21 protein-coding genes are annotated in these 19,744 nt (G+C 44.0%); 2 read left to right on the top strand and 19 right to left on the bottom strand.

Annotated elements, in window-relative coordinates; genetic code table 11:
- Positions 1-124 precede the first annotated feature (124 nt).
- The 15 genes from radA to Q0890_RS09705 form a co-directional block, all read right to left on the bottom strand.
- Complete coding sequence (gene radA, locus Q0890_RS09775; protein ID WP_299220162.1) at positions 125-1,570, bottom strand: DNA repair protein RadA; 1,446 nt, start codon at positions 1,568-1,570, stop codon at positions 125-127.
- A 298-nt stretch (positions 1,571-1,868) separates the two neighbouring features.
- Positions 1,869-2,579 carry an LPS export ABC transporter ATP-binding protein gene (gene lptB, locus Q0890_RS09770; protein ID WP_299220849.1) on the bottom strand — a complete coding sequence of 237 codons (711 nt, stop codon included), beginning with the start codon at positions 2,577-2,579 and terminating at the stop codon, positions 1,869-1,871.
- A gap of 141 nt (positions 2,580-2,720) precedes the next feature.
- Positions 2,721-3,275 carry a lipopolysaccharide transport periplasmic protein LptA gene (gene lptA, locus Q0890_RS09765; protein ID WP_299220159.1) on the bottom strand — a complete coding sequence of 185 codons (555 nt, stop codon included), beginning with the start codon at positions 3,273-3,275 and terminating at the stop codon, positions 2,721-2,723.
- A 179-nt stretch (positions 3,276-3,454) separates the two neighbouring features.
- Positions 3,455-4,042 carry an LPS export ABC transporter periplasmic protein LptC gene (gene lptC / locus Q0890_RS09760; protein ID WP_299220157.1) on the bottom strand — a complete coding sequence of 196 codons (588 nt, stop codon included), beginning with the start codon at positions 4,040-4,042 and terminating at the stop codon, positions 3,455-3,457.
- Entirely contained in the window at positions 4,039-4,605 is a 567-nt protein-coding gene (locus Q0890_RS09755) for an HAD family hydrolase (protein ID WP_299220154.1), read from the bottom strand. Before Q0890_RS09755 ends, lptC begins: the two co-directional genes overlap by 4 nt.
- Before the next feature lie 57 nt (positions 4,606-4,662).
- Entirely contained in the window at positions 4,663-5,655 is a 993-nt protein-coding gene (locus Q0890_RS09750; protein ID WP_299220151.1) for an SIS domain-containing protein, read from the bottom strand.
- A gap of 284 nt (positions 5,656-5,939) precedes the next feature.
- Positions 5,940-6,488 (bottom strand): RNA chaperone Hfq, encoded by a 549-nt coding sequence (hfq, locus tag Q0890_RS09745; protein ID WP_299220148.1) that lies wholly within the window; start codon positions 6,486-6,488, stop codon positions 5,940-5,942.
- A gap of 393 nt (positions 6,489-6,881) precedes the next feature.
- The gene (miaA, locus tag Q0890_RS09740; protein WP_299220146.1) at positions 6,882-8,018 is read right to left on the bottom strand and encodes a tRNA (adenosine(37)-N6)-dimethylallyltransferase MiaA; all 1,137 of its coding nucleotides are present in this window, start codon (positions 8,016-8,018) and stop codon (positions 6,882-6,884) included.
- Positions 8,019-8,129: 111 nt separating this feature from the next.
- Complete coding sequence (gene mutL / locus Q0890_RS09735; protein ID WP_299220144.1) at positions 8,130-9,917, bottom strand: DNA mismatch repair endonuclease MutL; 1,788 nt, start codon at positions 9,915-9,917, stop codon at positions 8,130-8,132.
- Between the two features lie 44 nt (positions 9,918-9,961).
- Positions 9,962-10,480, bottom strand: a complete 519-nt coding sequence (tsaE, locus tag Q0890_RS09730; RefSeq protein ID WP_299220141.1) for a tRNA (adenosine(37)-N6)-threonylcarbamoyltransferase complex ATPase subunit type 1 TsaE — start codon at positions 10,478-10,480, stop codon at positions 9,962-9,964.
- Positions 10,480-11,094, bottom strand: coding sequence for a 6-carboxytetrahydropterin synthase (locus Q0890_RS09725; RefSeq protein ID WP_299220138.1), 615 nt, complete (start codon positions 11,092-11,094; stop codon positions 10,480-10,482). The genes tsaE and Q0890_RS09725 overlap by 1 nt, the downstream gene beginning before the upstream one ends.
- Before the next feature lie 155 nt (positions 11,095-11,249).
- The gene (locus tag Q0890_RS09720; protein ID WP_299220133.1) at positions 11,250-11,579 is read right to left on the bottom strand and encodes a YnfA family protein; all 330 of its coding nucleotides are present in this window, start codon (positions 11,577-11,579) and stop codon (positions 11,250-11,252) included.
- 51 nt (positions 11,580-11,630) lie between these two features.
- Positions 11,631-11,960, bottom strand: coding sequence for a DHCW motif cupin fold protein (locus tag Q0890_RS09715; protein ID WP_299220130.1), 330 nt, complete (start codon positions 11,958-11,960; stop codon positions 11,631-11,633).
- Positions 11,961-12,022: 62 nt separating this feature from the next.
- Positions 12,023-12,478: an isoprenylcysteine carboxylmethyltransferase family protein gene (locus Q0890_RS09710; protein ID WP_299220127.1), complete on the bottom strand. Its 456-nt coding sequence runs from the start codon at positions 12,476-12,478 to the stop codon at positions 12,023-12,025.
- A gap of 33 nt (positions 12,479-12,511) precedes the next feature.
- The gene (locus Q0890_RS09705) at positions 12,512-13,096 is read right to left on the bottom strand and encodes an HD family hydrolase (RefSeq protein ID WP_299220125.1); all 585 of its coding nucleotides are present in this window, start codon (positions 13,094-13,096) and stop codon (positions 12,512-12,514) included.
- Positions 13,097-13,265: 169 nt separating this feature from the next.
- Between Q0890_RS09705 and Q0890_RS09700 the strand changes: the two genes are divergently transcribed.
- Both Q0890_RS09700 and Q0890_RS09695 read left to right on the top strand, forming a co-directional pair.
- A complete protein-coding gene (locus Q0890_RS09700) occupies positions 13,266-13,697 on the top strand; it encodes a DMT family transporter (protein ID WP_299220122.1) in 432 nt (143 codons plus the stop codon).
- 6 nt (positions 13,698-13,703) lie between these two features.
- On the top strand, positions 13,704-14,165 hold the full coding sequence (locus Q0890_RS09695; protein ID WP_299220119.1) for a DMT family transporter: 462 nt from the start codon (positions 13,704-13,706) through the stop codon (positions 14,163-14,165).
- Positions 14,166-14,479: 314 nt separating this feature from the next.
- Here Q0890_RS09695 and betT read toward each other — a convergent pair whose 3' ends face one another.
- The 4 genes from betT to Q0890_RS09675 form a co-directional block, all read right to left on the bottom strand.
- Positions 14,480-16,702, bottom strand: a complete 2,223-nt coding sequence (gene betT, locus Q0890_RS09690; protein WP_299220116.1) for a choline BCCT transporter BetT — start codon at positions 16,700-16,702, stop codon at positions 14,480-14,482.
- Positions 16,703-16,815: 113 nt separating this feature from the next.
- Positions 16,816-17,610 carry a hypothetical protein gene (locus tag Q0890_RS09685; RefSeq protein WP_299220114.1) on the bottom strand — a complete coding sequence of 265 codons (795 nt, stop codon included), beginning with the start codon at positions 17,608-17,610 and terminating at the stop codon, positions 16,816-16,818.
- A 61-nt stretch (positions 17,611-17,671) separates the two neighbouring features.
- Positions 17,672-18,289, bottom strand: coding sequence for a hypothetical protein (locus tag Q0890_RS09680; protein ID WP_299220112.1), 618 nt, complete (start codon positions 18,287-18,289; stop codon positions 17,672-17,674).
- 110 nt (positions 18,290-18,399) lie between these two features.
- Positions 18,400-19,671, bottom strand: coding sequence for a saccharopine dehydrogenase family protein (locus Q0890_RS09675; protein WP_299220109.1), 1,272 nt, complete (start codon positions 19,669-19,671; stop codon positions 18,400-18,402).
- Between the last annotated feature and the right edge of the window lie 73 nt (positions 19,672-19,744).

Here is a 19,744-nt window from a genome sequence, read left to right as displayed (position 1 = left end):
GAAGTTAGCAGTGTGAAAAGTGATTAAAATATAAAAAAAGTGTCAAGCTTGTATAAGTTTGACACTTTTTTTATGGCTGCTTTTTTAGCAGTTATGTTATTGATATATTGTCCTATTGACGTAGTTAATAAATTTCAAACGCCTTTTCTATTGCATCATCTAGGCGCTCTACAGCATGTACAACAATACCTTTAAACTGCGGTGAATCACTAGCAGGTGCGTTTGATTTTGGAATAATGGCATGAGTAAAACCATGCTTCATAGCTTCTTTTAAGCGCTCTTGTCCGTTTGGTACAGGACGAATCTCACCTGACAAACCGACCTCACCAAACACCGCCAATGATGAGGGTAATGGTTTTTCTCTAATACTAGATGCACAAGCCAATAGTACTGCCAAATCAGAACCTGTCTCTATCACTTTGACGCCGCCAACTACGTTGACATAAACGTCTTGTCCACTGGTATGAATACCGCCATGACGGTGCATCACGGCAAGCAGCATCGATAGACGCTGAAAATCAAGCCCTAAAGCCATACGTCTTGGCTGCCCTTGTGAGTCATCGACCAACGCCTGTACCTCAACCAATAGCGGGCGCGTACCTTCGCGGCTGACCATTACCACTGATCCTGCAACTGGTTTATCATAGCGGCTAAGAAATATAGCAGATGGGTTGGCAACCTCTTTAAGACCCATATCTGTCATCCCAAAAATGCCCAGCTCATTGACCGCGCCAAAGCGGTTTTTGACCGCACGGATCATTCTAAATCGTGAATCAGACTGGCCTTCAAAGTACAAAACCGTATCAACCATATGCTCAAGTACACGTGGTCCTGCAAGCGTACCTTCTTTGGTCACATGGCCAACCAAAAATAAAGCCGTACCCGTTTGCTTAGCATAGCGCGTTAAGATAGCCGCAGATTCCCTAATTTGACTGACGCCGCCGGGGGCTGAATTGATCGCATCGGTATAAATGGTCTGAATCGAATCAATGATAGCAATCGCAGGCTGCTCTTGGGTCAAGGCAGCACAAATGGTTTCTACATTAGTCTCGGCCAACACTCGCAAGCGATCGGCTGGTAGGTCTAGGCGTTTGGCTCGCATTGCAACCTGCGCCAGTGACTCCTCCCCTGTGACATACAGCGCACTGCCTGCCAATGAATCGGCACGTGCCATATTGGTCGCTGTTTGAAGCAAAATAGTAGATTTACCAATGCCTGGATCACCGCCTATTAATACCACAGAACCCGCTACCAAACCGCCGCCTAATACTCGATCAAACTCACTAATACCTGTTGGTAATCGTGTATCTAAAGTCACGCTAACGGCATTAAGCGGCATCACCGCACTTTGCGTTCCTGAATAGTTTCCTGCTGGAGTACCACCGTTTGTACCGCGCGGTGCTCCTCGATTGGCAGCGGGTTTGGCTGTATTTTTATTGTGATGTGGCATGCTGACATTTGGTGCTTCAACCAAACTGTTCCATTCGCCACAATCAGAGCACTGTCCTGACCATTTACCAAAATGCGCACCGCAGTGCTGACAGACGTAGCTACTCTTATTTTTTGCCATCGTATATGCACCCTGTTTAAGTTGCGAGATAAAAAAAGGTCAAAATACTGTTCTTTATAGAAAAAGAGACATTATAATTTATAATAAATTAATAATAGTTTTGAGAAAAAAGAATGAGGTTGGGTATGTTGAATATTTACCAATGAGCATTGACCAAGATCATTAGTAAATAGTTGAATTACTTTGATTAAATGGTACTAATAGGCAAAAAATCAAGGTGGATAAGACCTTTATAGATGTACGCTTAATCATATGTTCTAGAGTTTTTTAGGCAATAAAAGGTAATACAAACCGTTATCTATACTTGAAAATCCTTACCTAAGTAAACTGATTTTACCAGTTCGTTATCTAAGACTTCAGTTGCCGTACCTTCGGCAATGATGGCCCCCTCTGAGACAATATAAGCTTTTTCACAGATAGCGAGTGTTTCACGTACATTGTGATCGGTGATTAGCACACCGATACCTCGATTTTTTAACGTTAAAATAACTTCCTTGATGTCACCAACTGAAATAGGATCAACCCCAGCAAAAGGCTCATCTAATAAGATAAACTTGGGATCAGCGGCCAAAGCGCGCGCAATCTCACAGCGGCGACGCTCACCGCCTGAGACGCTCATGCCTAGTGATTGACGCACGTGCTCTAAATGAAATTCTCCGATGAGCTTTTCAAGCTCTTGCCTCTGCTGAGCAGATGATAGCTCTTTACGAGTTTGTAAAATAGCTAAAATATTTTCTTCGATAGACAGCTTACGAAAGATAGAAGCTTCTTGGGGCAGATAACCAATGCCAGCTCGAGCACGCTCATGCATGGCATATTTAGACAAATCCATTTTACCTAAGGTCACACGGCCTTTATCCATATTGACCAAACCGACTACCATATAAAAACTGGTTGTCTTACCTGCGCCGTTGGGCCCTAACAACCCAACAACTTGCCCTTGCTCGACTGAAAAAGAGACATCCTTGACTACCCAGCGCTTACCGTAACGTTTACCTAGATTTTGCATGGTTAGACGTTCAACACTGGGCGTAGGCGTACTGTTTATCACAGATATGTTTTGACTATCAAAGTTGCTATTCAAACTACTATTATCACTCATATGTTACTCGTACTAAGGCAAATTTAAGCGCTTATTTGGTATATTATTTTAGCGTATACTATTTTGGTTGGTACTATTATTTGGCGGCAATACCAACTCAACACGCTGGCTACCACCAGCTGTCGCTTCAACATCGCCAGCCTTGAGACTATAACGGATGACATTACCAGCAAAACTAGCACCGTTTTGCACCAGTTTTGCATTACCCGTTAAAGTAATAATACCGCTCACTGCATTGTAATCAATCTTGTTTGCTTGACCTTTTGCTAGGCCTTTTTCTTGAGTGATAACTTGTTGCATGGTCGCTGGCCGTCCGGTTGCCACTGCTGAATTAATACTGCGCTGCTGCGAGAGATTTACCGTAATATCATTAGCGGTAAGCTTTAATGTGCCTTGGGTAATAATGACATTACCGGAGTAACTGGTGATACCTGTACGCTCGCTATAGGTCGCTTTATCTGCTAATAACTTAATAGGCTGGTTGGCATCTGATGGCAATGCATGACTATATAGTGGTAATGCTATTAGCATAGCCATTGGCAATACGCGTAAAATTTGCGACATATAATTTTGACTAGTAGCAGGCAAGAAGTTAGATTTCATAAGCAGTTACTCTTTTATGATAAGAAGGTAATAAGTAGTAGAAAAGCAAAAGCTATTGGGTAGTACGAGCAACCTAGATTGATTTAATGGATAAGTAGCAATAAGCGAGCCAACTGCTGCTATTACCTTTACCAACTATTTTAAACTATCTAAGACAATAATACGTAATATACAAGACATTAAAATAAAGCCTGATCCTGACGCTCAGCAGGTGTGAAAGTCACAGCCACTTGTCCAAACTCATACTCGCCAGTTTCAAGATTGGCCTGCATACTAGAAGCCTTAAAGCGATTCATACCCTGCACGACTTTGACGGACTCATCACTATAGACTTGACGCGATTTGGTATTGCCTTTAAGCGTTTGACCTGTGACTTCAATAGGTTCAATATCCGACGATCCACTCGCTTTGTCTTCACTAACTAAGGTAAAACCACCAGACAAAAGCAGCTCTCCTGTTTGTTGGTTGATCGTAGCACTACCTGCTTGAATTTGATAACGCTGTTCATCAGATGGCTCCCAGTTCATGGTAATACCCGACATCTCATCTTGATTGGTCACTGGATTATGCGTAAGTGAATCGGCATTTAACTCGTATTCGGTCTCACCCTCTTCATTGGTTTGTACCGCTTTTATATCAGTCGCTTCATAATCCACCTCAGAAGCTTCTATGTTTACTGGCGGTGTGATCTTACCTTGTTGTTGAAAGAACCAACCAGCAATACCAGCAATAATTAAGGCTAAGACAACTAGGACACGAGTATTCACGATAAATCATCCTGCGCTGGTACTTTATCAAGCGTATAGTGCGAAATAAAGTCTTGATACTGTCCATGACCTTTTAAGATCAGGTCACACACTTCACGTACTGCCCCCATCCCGCCAGTGCGCGTCGTTACCATATCACTGCGATTGATAACCTCAGCATGCGCATTAGGTACTGTCGCTGCAAAGCCGACGGTTTGCATGGCTTTAATATCAGGCAAATCATCACCCATATAAGCGCAGTCGGCAGCCGTAATATTGAGCGCTGGATCTAAGGTAGAGAGTAGCTCATTCAAAGCGATAAGCTTATCATCACGACCTTGCACCACATAATCGATGCCAGTTTCTGCTGCACGCTTATTGACCATAGGGCTACTACGGCCAGTAATAATAGCAGTTAAAATACCATAGCGTGCCAAAGACTTAATACCGACCCCATCTTGTACCGAAAACGCTTTAGTCTCAATACCATTAGCATCATAGATAATCTGACCGTTTGACAAGATACCATCAACGTCCAAGACCAACATTTTGACCTGTCCTGCTCTTTCGATTAAGTCTTGCATAATTTATCTCTTATAAAGTCTTATTGTTTAAATGTGAAACCTATTTAGTCTAAGCGCTTATTTCACACCTGCTTGTAGCAAATCATGCACAGTAATGATGGCTTCTAAATGCTCTTTTTCATCTATCACTAGTAGTTGACTGATTGCATTTTCATTCATGACACTTAAGGCATCAGATGCACGCATCGACTTACTTACTTGGCGTGGATTAGTGCTCATCACGTCTTGTATGGGTGTTGCAAGATCAATGCGTTTTTCCAAACCACGGCGCAAATCCCCATCTGTGAACACACCGACAACTTTTTGCTCATCGTCGATTACAACAGTCATGCCCAAACGGCCTGCAGACATCGTAAATAATGCATCTTGTAATGGCGCTTTTTGATTAACAAGCGGCAAATTATCTACATTACTATGCATCAAATCCTCTACTCGTGTTAATAGCTGTCGACCAAGCGCACCTGCTGGATGCGATAAGGCAAAATCTTCTGAAGTAAAATTACGCGCATGTACCAAAGCCACTGCTAAAGCATCTCCTAACGCTAAAGTTGCCGTCGTACTAGAAGTAGGTGCCAGATTAAGCGGGCAAGCTTCTTGTGACTTGCCAAGGGTCAATATAATATCGGCTGCGCGTGGCAACATACCGCGCTTGTCTCGGCTAATACTTATCAGCGGAATACCTAAACGCTTAACCACTGGCAATAGGGTCTTGATTTCATCCGACTCTCCAGAATTAGAGATAGCCAGTAACACATCACCCTTTACCAGCATTCCTAAGTCGCCATGACCTGCCTCACCAGGATGCATAAAAAATGCTGGCGTACCAGTAGAAGCAAACGTCGCTGCTATCTTGCGCCCGATCAGACCTGACTTACCCATACCAGTCACGACTACCCGACCTTTGCAGGCCAAAATGATCTTGCAAGCTTGCACAAACCTATCGTCTATCTGTTCAGTTAATAACGCCAACGCGGCTATCTCAGTTTGAATAGCGTCAATGGCAGTGGTCATAAATTGGTCGTCAGTAAGATTGTTTGTACAGTTACTCATGGTTTGACTCGGTAATTATCATTAATAATATATTTTACTATATTAGGAGCCATTTTAATAATATGACTTAGAACGGTACAATGTAATCTTGATTAAAAAAACATATCAACTATATTGTTTAAAGAATATTCAGACATCTTATCGGCTGCCCCGTTCAAATGCTTGATAGCCTTACACTTAATAGTCTTACAATAGTGAAGTTGTTGATAAAAAAAAGACCCACTCAATAGCAGATCTTTTTATTAAAATAGACTTCAACAATATACGCTCATAAATAGCATCAATTAGTTGTTGTTATCGTCATCAAAATCATTGTTGGGCTTTTCGTTGAATCCTGTGTTTTCTGCTGGTGTCTCAAATCCGCGGTCTTGACCAAAACCACCGCGCTCAAAACTACGGTCTTGACTTTGACCTAGACCACCACGTTCAAACCCGCGATCTTGTCCTTGACCAAAGCCGCCACGATTAAAACCACTACGATTAGAGGCAAAGCCACGTTCTTCAAAGCCGCCACCTGCGCCTGTATTGCTACCTCTTTCAAACCCACTGTTACTACTGCCACCTTGGTAGCCGTTAGTACCTTGAGTCTGCATACCACTACTTGATGATGCAGTAGTACTAGCGCCTCGTGGATTACGTGCTGGAACTACAGTTGAGATGGCATGCTTATAAACCATTTGACTAACTGTATTCTTTAATAAAACGACATATTGGTCAAATGATTCAATTTGGCCTTGTAATTTAATACCATTTACCAAAAAAATAGACACTGGAATACGATCTTTACGTAATGAGTTTAGGAACGGATCTTGTAATGTTTGTCCTTTTGACATAAAAACTCTCCCGAATATTATATAATTATATTATAAGTGCTTGTTTAATTATAATCGTTAGAAAAAGATACAGTAGTAAGTTTTACTAATAAAACGTATCTAAATGAGCACCGATTTTTCTTTGTTAATTATACTTTGTTTAACTATTATATTATTGTAAATAAATGATTATTTGCTCTTATAACGATAGTAACAATCATAGTTGGCAAAGCATACTGTAAATGTTAGATTAACAAATTATAACAGCTGTCTCAGCCAAATTTTGAAACTTATTGTGATTCGTTCTTATAATCTGCAAATATTTATAACTTGTTTTTACGATTATTAAAACCTGTTAGAACGTAATACCATAAGCTTCTTGTCTATCATTATTAATAGATGACAAATGATCGTTCAGAGCAGATATTCTCTAGCTTGCGTCATAGATTCGTAGGATGATATGACAATTTCGTTGTTATTATGCAAATCATTATTTACGTTCGATAATTGAGCCAACTTACGTAGCCAAGTATATTGGCGTTTAGCCAGTTGTCTTGTAGCATATAATGCCTTATTTTGCATTTGATAACAAGCAAGCGCCTCGGTTTGACTATCAAGGGTTGACGACTGTGATTGCAGCGCCCTTTGTGGTTTTATTTTATGTTTGCTTGGGTCTTCAAATCTACCAAAAACCTCTTCAAACTGCGTCTTATCAAGATGTGGCTGCTCAAATACTGGATGATTAATATGTGTCAGGTACTCTAAAACTTGCCGATAGCCAACGCAGCGCATAGATGGCAAATTAGGTGTCAACGGATATTGTTCAAGCAAACCAAGTACTTCATCTATCAGTCCTTCACGCCACATAATCTCTAAACGCTGTTCGATACGCGTATGCAGCCAAGGACGATCTGGCATTACTGTAAGTGCATGCCACTGCTGATGTGGATTGTTTGCTATTGCCTGCTTAGGTTTGCATTGCCAGTCGCTTATAGCAATGTCAGTTTGTAGATATACTTCTATGGCTCGCGTAATACGCTGGGTATCAGTTGCATGAAGGCGCTGATGACTAATAGGATCGACTTTACTAAGATAGTCAAACAACGCTTGTAAGCCTTCTGTCTGTCGCCACTGCTCTACACGAGCGCGAACGCTGTCCTCACTATCTGGTACTGGAGATAGCCCGTCGAGTAGCGCCATGTAATACATCATAGTGCCACCGACCAACAGCGGTATTTTGCCATTTTTGTGACAGCTATCAATCAAATGAGCGACATCATTGACGAATTCAGCGACGCTATAGCTTTGCATAGGGTCGATAATATCGACTAGATGATGCGGGTAACGTGTAAGCTCAATCGCCGTAGGTTTGGCCGTACCGATGTTCATATCACGATATATGAGCGCTGAGTCTACTGAAATTAGCTCATAACGACCAGTATCATACAACTCATAAGCCAATGCAGTCTTGCCACTGGCGGTCGGCGCCATTAAGCAAACCACGCTATTATCCGTCAATTTATGGGAGATGCTACTAGATGACAGTTGCATAGAATTGCCTTTATGGATGATTAAAATAGTCAGATTAAAGGCTAACTGTTTAGACGCCTGTTATCTATCTTTTATAATTAGAGTGGAGCTATGATTAAATTGAAGCGTGGTTTATCCAGTTAAAGATGACAACATGATCGAAACCAACTGATCGCGGTCAATATTTATGATTGCCTCATCCACCAGTATTTCTTCCATATCTGCTATAAAAACCACCAAATCTTGCGCAGACATCTGAGTGCTTATAGTTGCAAGCTGTTGGTTAATATATATTGGACTATCCGGCAACTGCCTTCTTTTAAAAGCCTCATTATCCAGTATATGTGACTCAAACAATACTCGCATCTTTGATTGCCAATCCTCTGCACTGATTAACAGACACTGGCTTTTATTATAAAATAATAGCCAAGGCAGCGACTTATTATTGATGGCTTCAATGTCTGAAAACTTACTTATCCCACTATCCACACGATGAATAATGTCTAAGCAAACTGGTAGAGATTTGGTTGCTATATTTGAGCCAGTTAAGTGCTTAACACTATCATCTAAAGACATATTTAAAGCATTGATACGCGACTCTGAATGCTCATCAATGTAAGACTTTTTTGTATGAGAGTCTGGTCTACAAATAGAAAACGGCTTACTTTTTGATGTCTGGTACGGTTGTTTAGGCGCTTGTACTTGCCTGCTTTGTTCTAAATCGTTGGTAGCAGAGGGGTTAAATGACAAATCATCAAGTGATTTAGTTATCGCAGTTTTCGTTTCTGGCGCTCGCTTCTCATAACTGTCAGCTGGCTCCATTGTTTGCGTTGTGATAACAGTTTTTAGCTTCAAACGAACCGCATGGCTTAAATGTGCCATGATATTATTAAGTGGACTGATTTTGATACGCTGTTTAGATGGATGGACATTGACATTGAGCCACTGAATTGGCAAATCAAAATAAAGCGCGTAACCGACACTAATAGCGCCCGCTTTGTGCGCAAGTTGACGTAACTGATTATTAACGATTGGCTCTTTTACCAAACGTCCATTTACATATAGTAGTTTTGGCAAGGTATCCTGCGAATCAGTACTAGGCCATAACCAACCACTAATACTTGCCTGCTGACCTGAGTAATTGTTATCAATAGGCCCCATAGGCTGCTGCACTAGACTGGATAAATCGACCACTACTTCTAGCGCATTAGGCGTTAATAACGCCCCTGTTGCTTGTTCAAGGCGTGATAATGGCAGACGATTAGGATTCTCATTACTGCTATTAATAGACTTTGCAGACAGCGACAGTCGCTTCTTATTATCATGAAATAATGTGAGCGCTACATCAGCACGTGCCAAAGCGACTTCACGCACAATCGTCTCAATATGACCAAACTCAGTTGCAATAGACTTCAGATTACCACGGCGTGCTGGTACATTAAAGTATATGTCTTTGACAGTGACCGTCGTCCCGCGTTTATGTACGATTGGTATCAGTTTTGGAATGTCTTCTAATACGCCTGCAACCTGTAGCTGTCGGCCAATACCGCTATCATCATGACTGCTGGTTAAAGTCATACGAGAAACAGCTGCTGTCGCAGCCAACGCCTCCCCGCGAAAGCCCAACGTCGTAATACCATGCAAATTAGCCACATCCGCAACTTTACTGGTCGCATGACGAGTAATGGCCATGACCATATCATCAGGATGAATGCCAACGCCATCATCCATCACCTCTATCATACCCATACCACCTTGAGTAATATGTACTTCAATATGGTAGGCACCAGCATCAATTGCATTTTCTAGTAATTCTTTGACCACTGCTGCTGGACGTGTTACGACCTCACCCGCTGCCAATTGGTTGATGAGCAATGGCGATAGTTTTTTGATACGTGTATTAGGATAATTATCTGGCATTAATGAATATCATATTTTATGGATCGCAAACATACTTTATCAAACTAAACTTTTAGTAATGACAAATCTAGCCCTTGCGCTTGCCCTACCTTTGATAATCGTATCTCAACTTGACGGGTCTCATCAACGCTTTGAGTAATGTCAATAAACAACGTAGGCGGTGGTAAATAATTATCAGCGCGACTTGGCCATTCGATGATTACTAGCGCATTTTTGTCCTCAAGATACTCATCAAAACCAATAAGAGACAACTCTTCAGGATCTTGTATACGGTATAAATCAGTATGGTAGACCGGCTTAGTCGTACCGTCACCCTGCTCAATACTATAAGGCTCAACTAAAGTATACGTCGGGCTTTTTACTGCGCCCTTATGTCCTAATGCTTGCAACCAATAGCGTGTCAATGTGGTCTTGCCTGCGCCCAAATCGCCCGCCAACCAGATACTACCTGAGGGTAGTAAATCCGCAAGCTGCTCAGCCAAACGCTCAGTATCGGCTTCTGAGTATAGGGTTAGTATTCGCAATTGTTTATCAGTAAAAGAGGTATCATTATGGTTAGACATCAGACTGTACCCGTTTGTTGTTCGTGAACCTGCATGGTGACCGACGGATTGACAAAACGCTCACCGCGAATCAATTTGGCATACAGCTCAGGATCGTGCCACTCAGCGCTTACTTGCTCACTAAACTCGAAATCCTCTAGCTTAAGCTTACCCATTTGCTCATTGTTTACATCATCAGCAAAGCATTGCGCATAGCCTGTGGCAGTCTCATGGGCTATAACTGAGTAAACTTTAACGTCCGCCTCACCATTTTGCATTTGGGTTTGTTTTAAAATCTCATCAGCCCAAAAAAAGATAACGCGCGAAAACTGCTCTGCAGATGGTGATACTGGCAAACTTATCCAGCGTGCGCTGAATTTTTTGCAAGCAGCGATATATTCAGGATCGTCTTTGCTCCAAAAACAAATGGCATGATCAAAACTATCAATAATGTCTTTGATGGAAGATTTTAGCAGTCCAAAATCATAGACCATCTGCCCATGATCCAAACGCTTGGCTTCAAGAATGAGCTCAATCTGATAACTGTGACCATGAATAGAGTGCTTGCAGCGCTCAGAGCTACAGTTACGCACAATATGAGCGTTTTCAAATTTGAATAGTTTACGTATACGCATAATAATTTTGACCAAAACAATAGGCACTGTTGTGCTAAATATTAACAATATAGAAGTTTGCCTGACTTAATCATTGGCTTATTGCTTATTATAGCAAATCAATATGTATCCGTAAGTAAGCACTTATTAACGTCTTTACTCATAAAACCCCTCACCTACTGACGCGGGGCGAACATAATAATCGCCATCCCTAATAATGCAATCGCAGAGCCTAGTATATCCCATGTAGTTGGACGAATACCGTTGACAGTCCACAACCATAAAATTGCCACTGAAACATACACCCCGCCGTAAGCGGCATAAACACGGCCTACCGCAGTTGGGTGCAACGTCAGCAACCACACAAAGGCTGCCAAACTAAATATCCCAGGGACAAGAAGCCAAACCGATCTGCCTTCTCGTAACCACAAATAAGGCAGATAACAGCCGGCAATCTCTGCAAGTGCGGTTAAAAAGAAAAGACCAACAGTCTTTAATTCAGACAAAACTATTACTCCTCGACTGTGATAAATCCCATTAAACAATGCACAGTAGGTTTAATCGACGATGAATAGCTTAGCGCCTGTCTGCGTTGACGAGCGGTGGGCAATCGTATCATCCGCCACTTGATAAGTCATTCCTGATGTTAAGGTAAAAGTACGACCATCCTTTAGTTCGGTATTTAGCTCTCCTTCAATACAGAATAAAATATGCCCTTTATAGCACCAATGATCAGCAAGGTAGCCCGCAGAATACTCAACCATATGCACATTGATATTGTTAAATTCACATGTTTTCCAGTATCCTGTACCAGTCTCGCCTTTAACTTCTACTGCTTCTATTTCTGTCCAGTCGGTAACCCCAAACGGTATGCTCTTCATTTCCATGACATCATCTCCCTGATTTGTTTGTCCATTCGTTAATAATGAAACATTCTACTTACCATATCTCATATCCAACGCCGTACCTTCTTTAGATACGCTTGATATGCTTTGCCAAATTTTTGCTGCATCACGCGCTCTTCTGGAATAATCTGAAAGCGCGTCATATACAGCACAAAAATAAGAATGACAAAAAAAACCAAAAGATGTGCCAAATACAGCGCCCAAGCTAATAGCACCAGCGTCAACCCTAAGTACATCGGATTGCGTGTATACTGATAAATGCCACCGGTAACAAGGTTTGTGGCATTATTTGGTTTGTGCGGATTGACCGTGGTTTGCGCCTTTTTAAACTCGTTTACACCCATAATGCCAATACCGATACCAGTGAGCGTCAACCCGCCTGCCAGCCACTTTGCGCCTGGTATAACGGTTTGCAGCGTTTTCGACATGCCGTACATTGCCGCCCCTGTTACAAGCACTTGTGCGACTGGAGGTATTTTTAGCTCTAAAAATTTCATCATCAGCCCTCAATAAACCGTTTGGACACCAACAGATCAAGCATCAATTAGCCAACCCTTTTGTACTGCTAGACTTAATTGCTGCGTCATCCATGTATGAATTTTAGGAAAATCAGTGGCTATAAAAGCATGTGCACCAGCCACTTGTGAGCGCTTGACATCAGACTCGCGCCACGTTTTGCCCTCGCTATTGATGTTATGTAAAAACGGCAGCAGTCTATCGACCACTTTTAATAGCTTGGTCTCAGGGCTTGTGCCTGTTTCTTGCTCCTCCCAAAGCGTGGACAATTCAGTCACCGCATTGCCCTCATGCGCCTCCAACCGCTTGACCCCCTCGCGCTCCGCGTTATGCGCGTTCCCTCTTTTGGTGTCATATAAAAAGGTGTCGCCGGCGTCAATTTCGCCCAAATCATGGATTAAAGCCAGCTTTAGCAGTTTTTCTTCTGACACATCAAGCTTAAAGCTTCTAGCAATCGTCCAGCATGCCATTGCTAAATGCCATGAATGCTCAGCGGAGTTTTCAACGCGCAATCCACCATCAAGATAGGTGCGCCGATTGATAAGCTTTAGCGCGTCAAGCTCTAATAGATAGTTGGTAATGTCGGTTAGGTTACTTGACAACAGTGTCTCCTTAAAACATAACTTTTTAGACAGTAAACAGGTATTAGAGATTAAATAATACCCATCAAAGTGTGCTTGGTTGTGATTACAATTATTTGTTCATACAATAGGCGCTTTTGTATCGTTAAACAATAGCTAATAAAGCTAAATAAGACCAAGTAGATAAACTATGAGACAAATATTGATGTTGTTATTCGTCGCATTAGGCGGAATGTCGCTTGCGATTGAAGCGGCGATATTAGGGCCATTAGGTAAGCAGATTGGGCGATTATCCGCATCGCTATCGATATTTATCATCGGCGTCATCGTGTTTAGTCTTGTCATGCTTATTCGCAAGCGTAGTCGTATTATGGCACTAACGCGTCAGCCATTATGGTTACTCACAGGCGGCGTTATCGGTTTTATTTATACTATTGTATTGACCATCACCACGCCATTGGTGGGCGTCGGTACAACGATGGTAGGTATCTTATGCGGGCAGATTACCGCAAGTCTTGCTATTGATCATTTTGGCATATTGGGTAGCGTGCGCCGTCAAATTGATGGCTATCGTATCGGTGCGCTGGTATTGATACTTATAGCACTGGTGCTAATCTATTAAGGGGCGATGATGTTACTCACCTTTGCTTTTCCATTGTTGCTCTTAGGCGGTATGGCGATCGCTGTGCAGTCAACTATCAATGGGTCACTAAGCCTACATACCGATGTGGTTACGACAGCGTGGCTGACTAATGTGGTGGCCTCTGTTATCTTACTGATGCTTATACTGCTATTTGAGCCACTAGATATACAGAAAATACTTAGCGTGCCTATCTGGCAATATACCGGCGCGCTGTTTGGTAATTTTTGTATGGTGGCGATCGTGATTGCCGTGCCGCGCATCGGTACGGCGGCGACGATTGTGGGCGTCATCGCAGGACAAATCATGATGGGGCTGATCATCGATCACTTTGGCTGGTTTGGTAATGGCCAGTTACCACTTGATATGAAGCGCTTGGCGGCGGTAGGACTCTTGGCAGGGGCGCTGTACTTGATTTATTTGAGTGATAAAAGGCGGGTTACAGTTTAGGTGATTAGATCGCTTATTGAATGTTGATGGTGCCTTTTTGCTCATAGATGGATGTATAGAAGAATAATAAAATACTGGCGCAAATGCAGAAGGCGTGTTTAAAAGCATACGTTGGAATTTTTAGTCTTTATATTAGGTGACTTACGACATTAAACCGTTAATTAAAATCAATAAAATGTTGGGTCTTGTGCCTCGACTCCAACCTACCCATGTAAAATAATAAGGTTATAAAGCGCATTTGGTGCACCAATATCTCGTAGTTTGGGTGGCGCTTGTAACACCCAACCTACGAGATAAGCGTTTAACCTCGGCTGTTATTCTGAAACAGGCGTCATCTCAGTATCGACAGGCATGCTCAAAAATGTCAGATATGCTTGATACTGCTCGAGCACATCATCGATGACTTGCTGGCGGGTGAGCCCCATGAGGTCATAACCACCAGAGCCGGTTTGGGTGCTCACCTCAAGCCGATAATAGATGTCGCTGTCAGAGGCCAGCTTGCCGCTAAAGGTGGGCGCTGGGGTCTCAACCATAAACACTTGATAATAAAAATCGTCGGTGGCAGCGGTCGATAAGCGCAGCAAGGGCCCGCTCATCGCATCAAGAGGCGCGGTTAGGCTGTGGTCGGCGTTGATGCGCTCAGCGACATAGCCTTGGCGACGAAACTCATCAGCGACATCATCTAGTGCCGGGCGGACGGTACGCTCAAGGAACCTGATGGCTTCACGTCTAGAAGGATAAGTAAGCATCTGCCCCAAGCGCTGCGTCCATGAGCGCTCCGGAACGTGACCGCCACTCGGCGCGATAGAGGGGCGACGCAGTACGGTGCCTTCGCGCTCGGCCTGCTCTATCTTAAGCGCTTTAAAAAACGAAAACATCACCAAATAGACGATAACGGTCACAGGTAGCGCAAATATGAGCGTTGCGTATTCCATGGTGATCACGCCGCCTGCGATCAGCATAGAAATGGTCAAAATAGCCGTCAATACCGCCCAAAAGATACGCAGCCACTTAGGGCCATCCTCGCTAGGATCAGGGATGGAGGCGGAGAAGTTGGACATCACCATCGCCCCTGAGTTGGCACTGGTGATATAAAACAGCAAGCCTGAGAGCGTCGCTAGTATCACTAAAAAGGTCGCCCCAGGGAACATTTCAAGCAAAGCATACCAGCCGCGCTCAGGACTCTCAATCGCCAGCTGAGCGAAGGCTGTATTGCCTTGTAATACCTCATAAAGTGCTGAATTACCAAAGAATGAAACGATGATGAAGTCACACAGCACAGGTACGGTGATGGCAGCAATCACAAACTCTCGTAGCGTGCGGCCACGTGATATTCGTGCCAAAAATACCCCAACAAAGGGCCCCCACGCCAGCCAAAACGCCCAAAAAAACAGCGTCCAACTGCCCATCCACTCGCTACTGCCCGGCACGTAAGCTAAGGTTTTGAACATGCGCGCAGGCAAAGTGACAAAGAACTGTCCTAAGTTTTCGACCAGTGCATTTAACAAAAACGCCGTCTGACCTGCGATTAAGATAAACGCCATCATCGCCACCGCGCTCCACAGGTTTAATTCTGATATCCAGCGGATACCGCGATCAACCCCTGAGGTGGTCGCCAAAATGGTTAAGACAACCGCGCCGATCACCAGCGCAATCTGCAAGCTCAAGCCCTCGTTTAGGCCAAAAATCTTCGAGAACCCGACGTTTAATAGCACCACCCCGATGCCCATCGTGGTTGCCACACCAAACACCGTACCCACCAGCGCCAAAATACTGATACCATGACCGATAGGGCCGTTGACACGCTTGCCGAATAAAGGATATAGCGCCGCCCTGATTGATAGTGGCATGCCCCAGCGATAGGCAAAGTAGCCCATCGCCATACCAAGCAGCGCATAAACGGACCAGCCAGCAATACCATAATGAAACATCGTCCAGACGACCGCGTTTTGCATCGAATCGGCAGTCGCGCCGCTACCGGACGGCGGGGTTAGATACTGCACCACAGGCCCAGTCACTGAGAAAAACAAGAGGTCAATACCAACGCCTGCAGCAAACAGCATCGCCGCCCACGTACCCAGCTTATACTGTGGCCGTGAGTCATCCGGCCCAAGCCGCACACTGCCCGCCTTAGACAACGCCACCCACAAAACAAAACCGATCACTATCACCATCGTAATCACGTAATACCACCCAAGATTGGTGGCGATCCAATCGACGACGGTCTTCATCGTGGTACTGGCAGCCATCGGCATGATAATGGCCCAAATGGAGAAAGCTGCAATCACAACTGATGAGATTATGAGCACGCTCCAATTCACATGCGCTTCGGTGTCTTGCGACAACGCTTGGGCGCCCTTTTTTAGATCGCTACGCGATATGGGCATGTCCTCATCCAAATGAGGCTTAGATCGACGCTCTGAGCCACCAAATTGCTTGCGCTCAAAGGGGGTTTGCGCTGTTTTGTCACCTGTATCGGATGGGCCGGACGTCGACGAATCCTGGGTAGGCTTATCGTCTGTAGGATGCGAACTCATAATAACGGTCTCATTAGGATGGTTTATATTGATGTGCCAAAGGCGCAAATTTTAGCACAGCCTCACGGTTTCGCTATGGGTTGGTGGTGGGCGATTTGTTAGCGTAGCGGGTTTTAGGGCGTCTGACAGCGGACGTGCTGGTATTGCCACTGCATGGGCCCCGCCTTTTTGGCCACTAAAATATCACGCGCTGACAAAAACAAAATCCCATCACTGTCCTTCATGCCCTTATCATCATTGATACAAGCATGATGGGTATAAAAATCAATATGGATCGCAAACGCTTGTATCATCTGATCGCTGTATTTTGAGATATTGCCAGCAGCGATGACACTCAGGCCGACGATGACCACAAAAGCGGCGCCCGCGTATAGTTTTTTGGCCAGTATCTTTGTAGCCAGTTTTTGCCGGTCGCTGTTTTGCGCCCCATCCTTTTGCCTCACATAAAAATACAGGCCAATGGCCAACAGATAAGTGGCAAGCAAAATCATAACGGCGTATCTAAAAAAGACAATGGCGGTCAATACCGTCGTGGTCAGCGCAAGGTTGCTCGGATCGACCAAAAAGATACGATTGATAGCCCCAATCGCCCACAAATACGAGCGCGCGCTGATGAGCGCAACGAGCAAATACAAAACGATTTGCCCCCAAACGCTGGACTTTAGATACAGATAGACGATGTTTTTAATCGACATCATAATCAGCATGATAAAGAGGACAGCTGATATGCTAAGGATTAGCCCATAAGACACGATGAGCGGCAAGTGCAGCAAAAAGCTGGCAATCAAAGCGCCAGCCAGCACGATTAATATGGCCGCAAACCTAGCAAACAGGCGCGTGGTGGCAATCAGCCAGGTACGGATTGCGTCTAAGCTTATGGGTGTGATAGGCGGCGCGTTATCGCTCATGGCTATCGTCCTTGACTGCTATGTTTGGTCGTCAAAGCAATCATAGTATATTTTGACAAGCTTAGGGCAACATCGCAGGGTCAATAATGGCATGCAAATCTGTGTTGGCTACATGTTGCCACGCGTCTTCTGTGGGATGCGGCAGGCGTGCGATGATGTTTGGTGACTGATCCGTGGTTGCGACAAAGCTATCTATAAAGCCTGATGCCGTCTGACCGCAAGGGATAATGGCCACGTTAGGGTTTTGCCTCAGTACCGACGTGAGACGCTGCGAAAAGTCTGTAAAAACGGCGGTATTTGCCAATGTTATTGAGACGTCTGGTTGATGATGCGGTGCAAAATACTGTTTGAGAGTGGCAAGATTATCGACTTGTGATTGCGCGTTATCGGGCAGACCACATGGATAAGCATCAGCGTTCATGGGAAAATGTGAGCAATTTAAAATACCCAGCGGCGCGTAGTTTAAGGCTTTGATGTTGCAGCCTACGGGCACATCTGGGTTAAAGGATGGTACGTAGCCTTTGCGGGTTAACAAGCGCGTCAGCTCAAGCGCCGACTCGCCTGCCGCTGGATGATTATGGATAATTTCATTGACATATGGCGACTCTAAAACCATCAAGACCTTTAATTTCTCAGCATTGATAATTAAATCACCAACTTCGTATTGAGTAAGGGACATTACCAATCCTCTTTATTATATTGGCAGAGCTATTAAAGTTATTAAAACTAAAAAAACACCATATCAAACGCTAACTTGATATGGTGTCAGTGCTCATAAATAATTCAATTTCAAATATCGAACTCTAATGCTCTATCACCATTGGCGTCTTGAATACGGGTTGGCAAACCAATCTTATTCAATAGATTGATAAAAGGCTTAGCATCGAGCTCTTCGACATTGACCATCTTGCCCGCGTCCCATTCGCCAGTGGCAACCAGCATGGCAGCCGCGACAGGTGGCACGCCTGCGGTATAAGAAATACCTTGGCTACCGACTTCATTGTAGGCATCCTTATGGTCTGAGACATTATAAATAAACACCTCAGTATCGACGCCATTTATCTGGCCTTTGACCTTGTCACCGATGCAAGTCTTGCCGGTATAGTTTGGGGCAAGCGAGCTTGGGTCTGGTAGTACCGCTTTGACCACTTTTAGCGGAATTACTTCTTGTCCTTCGGCGGTCGTTACTGGCTGCTCAGACAATAGACCTAGGTTTTGGAGCACAGTAAAGACATTGATATAGTGCTCGCCAAAGCCCATCCAAAAACGAATGTTTGGCACATCTAGGTTGGCTGATAAAGAATGAATCTCGTCATGACCACTTAAGTAGCTGTTTTGCTCACCGACCACAGGTAGATCATCGGTACGCTTAACTTCAAACATCTTGTTAGACTGCCACTTGCTATCCTGCCAAGAGTAAACTGTACCGGTAAACTCACGGAAATTAATCTCAGGGTCGAAATTGGTGGCAAAGTACTTGCCGTGGCTGCCCGCATTGATGTCGATAATGTCGATATCGGTGACCGAACCTGCATCCATCATGTCATAGCCAAGACGCGCATAAGCGTTGACCACACCCGGATCAAACCCTGCACCCAAGATCGCTGTGACGTTGTTGTCCGCACAGCGCTGTTTACGCTTCCACTCATAGTTGTCATACCATGGCGGCGTCTCACAAATCTTACGCGGATCTTCATGTATAGCTGTGTCAATATAAGCCACGCCCGTCTCAATACAAGCCTCTAATACGGTCATATTGATAAATGCTGAACCAACATTAATGACGATTTGTACGCCTGTGTCTTGTATTAGCTGCACAAGCGCTTGGCTGTCCATGGCATCGACTTGATGGGTATGCAAGACTGCCGCTTGCTTAAAGCTACCTTTGTCTTTGACGCTTTGAGCGATAGTATCGCACTTATCTTTGGTACGTGAAGCAATGTGAATCTCGCCCAGCACATCATTATGCATCGCACACTTATGCGCAGCCACTTGCGCGACACCACCTGCACCAATGATAAGCACATTTTTTTTACTAGATTTGGTTTGATTTGTGTTCAATGAACAATCCTCCTTTGTGTCCCTGTCGATACCATTGATATTGGCTATGCAAAACAGAAACGAGTGAATGATA

Source organism: uncultured Psychrobacter sp., assembly GCF_947488565.1.
In the GTDB taxonomy this organism is placed as follows: Bacteria; Pseudomonadota; Gammaproteobacteria; order Pseudomonadales; family Moraxellaceae; genus Psychrobacter; species Psychrobacter saeujeotis.
The sequence above is the reverse complement of the archived record's forward strand: the minus strand, read 5'-3'. Positions and strand labels throughout refer to the sequence as shown.

Bases quoted from the DNA above. Each gene is read 5' to 3' on its own strand.
- Q0890_RS09700 (WP_299220122.1), top strand. From the start codon at position 13,266: ATGAGACAAATATTGATGTTGTTATTCGTCGCATTAGGCGGAATGTCG.
- miaA (WP_299220146.1), bottom strand. From the start codon at position 8,018: ATGCAACTGTCATCTAGTAGCATCTCCCATAAATTGACGGATAATAGC.
- Q0890_RS09710 (WP_299220127.1), bottom strand. From the start codon at position 12,478: ATGATGAAATTTTTAGAGCTAAAAATACCTCCAGTCGCACAAGTGCTT.
- Q0890_RS09755 (WP_299220154.1), bottom strand. From the start codon at position 4,605: ATGCAAGACTTAATCGAAAGAGCAGGACAGGTCAAAATGTTGGTCTTG.
- hfq (WP_299220148.1), bottom strand. From the start codon at position 6,488: ATGTCAAAAGGACAAACATTACAAGATCCGTTCCTAAACTCATTACGT.
- Q0890_RS09725 (WP_299220138.1), bottom strand. From the start codon at position 11,094: ATGCGTATACGTAAACTATTCAAATTTGAAAACGCTCATATTGTGCGT.
- Q0890_RS09750 (WP_299220151.1), bottom strand. From the start codon at position 5,655: ATGAGTAACTGTACAAACAATCTTACTGACGACCAATTTATGACCACT.
- tsaE (WP_299220141.1), bottom strand. From the start codon at position 10,480: ATGTCTAACCATAATGATACCTCTTTTACTGATAAACAATTGCGAATA.
- betT (WP_299220116.1), bottom strand. From the start codon at position 16,702: ATGAGTTCGCATCCTACAGACGATAAGCCTACCCAGGATTCGTCGACG.
- Q0890_RS09685 (WP_299220114.1), bottom strand. From the start codon at position 17,610: ATGAGCGATAACGCGCCGCCTATCACACCCATAAGCTTAGACGCAATC.
- radA (WP_299220162.1), bottom strand. From the start codon at position 1,570: ATGGCAAAAAATAAGAGTAGCTACGTCTGTCAGCACTGCGGTGCGCAT.
- mutL (WP_299220144.1), bottom strand. From the start codon at position 9,917: ATGCCAGATAATTATCCTAATACACGTATCAAAAAACTATCGCCATTG.
- Q0890_RS09715 (WP_299220130.1), bottom strand. From the start codon at position 11,960: ATGGAAATGAAGAGCATACCGTTTGGGGTTACCGACTGGACAGAAATA.
- lptA (WP_299220159.1), bottom strand. From the start codon at position 3,275: ATGAAATCTAACTTCTTGCCTGCTACTAGTCAAAATTATATGTCGCAA.
- lptB (WP_299220849.1), bottom strand. From the start codon at position 2,579: ATGCAAAATCTAGGTAAACGTTACGGTAAGCGCTGGGTAGTCAAGGAT.
- Q0890_RS09680 (WP_299220112.1), bottom strand. From the start codon at position 18,289: ATGTCCCTTACTCAATACGAAGTTGGTGATTTAATTATCAATGCTGAG.
- Q0890_RS09695 (WP_299220119.1), top strand. From the start codon at position 13,704: ATGATGTTACTCACCTTTGCTTTTCCATTGTTGCTCTTAGGCGGTATG.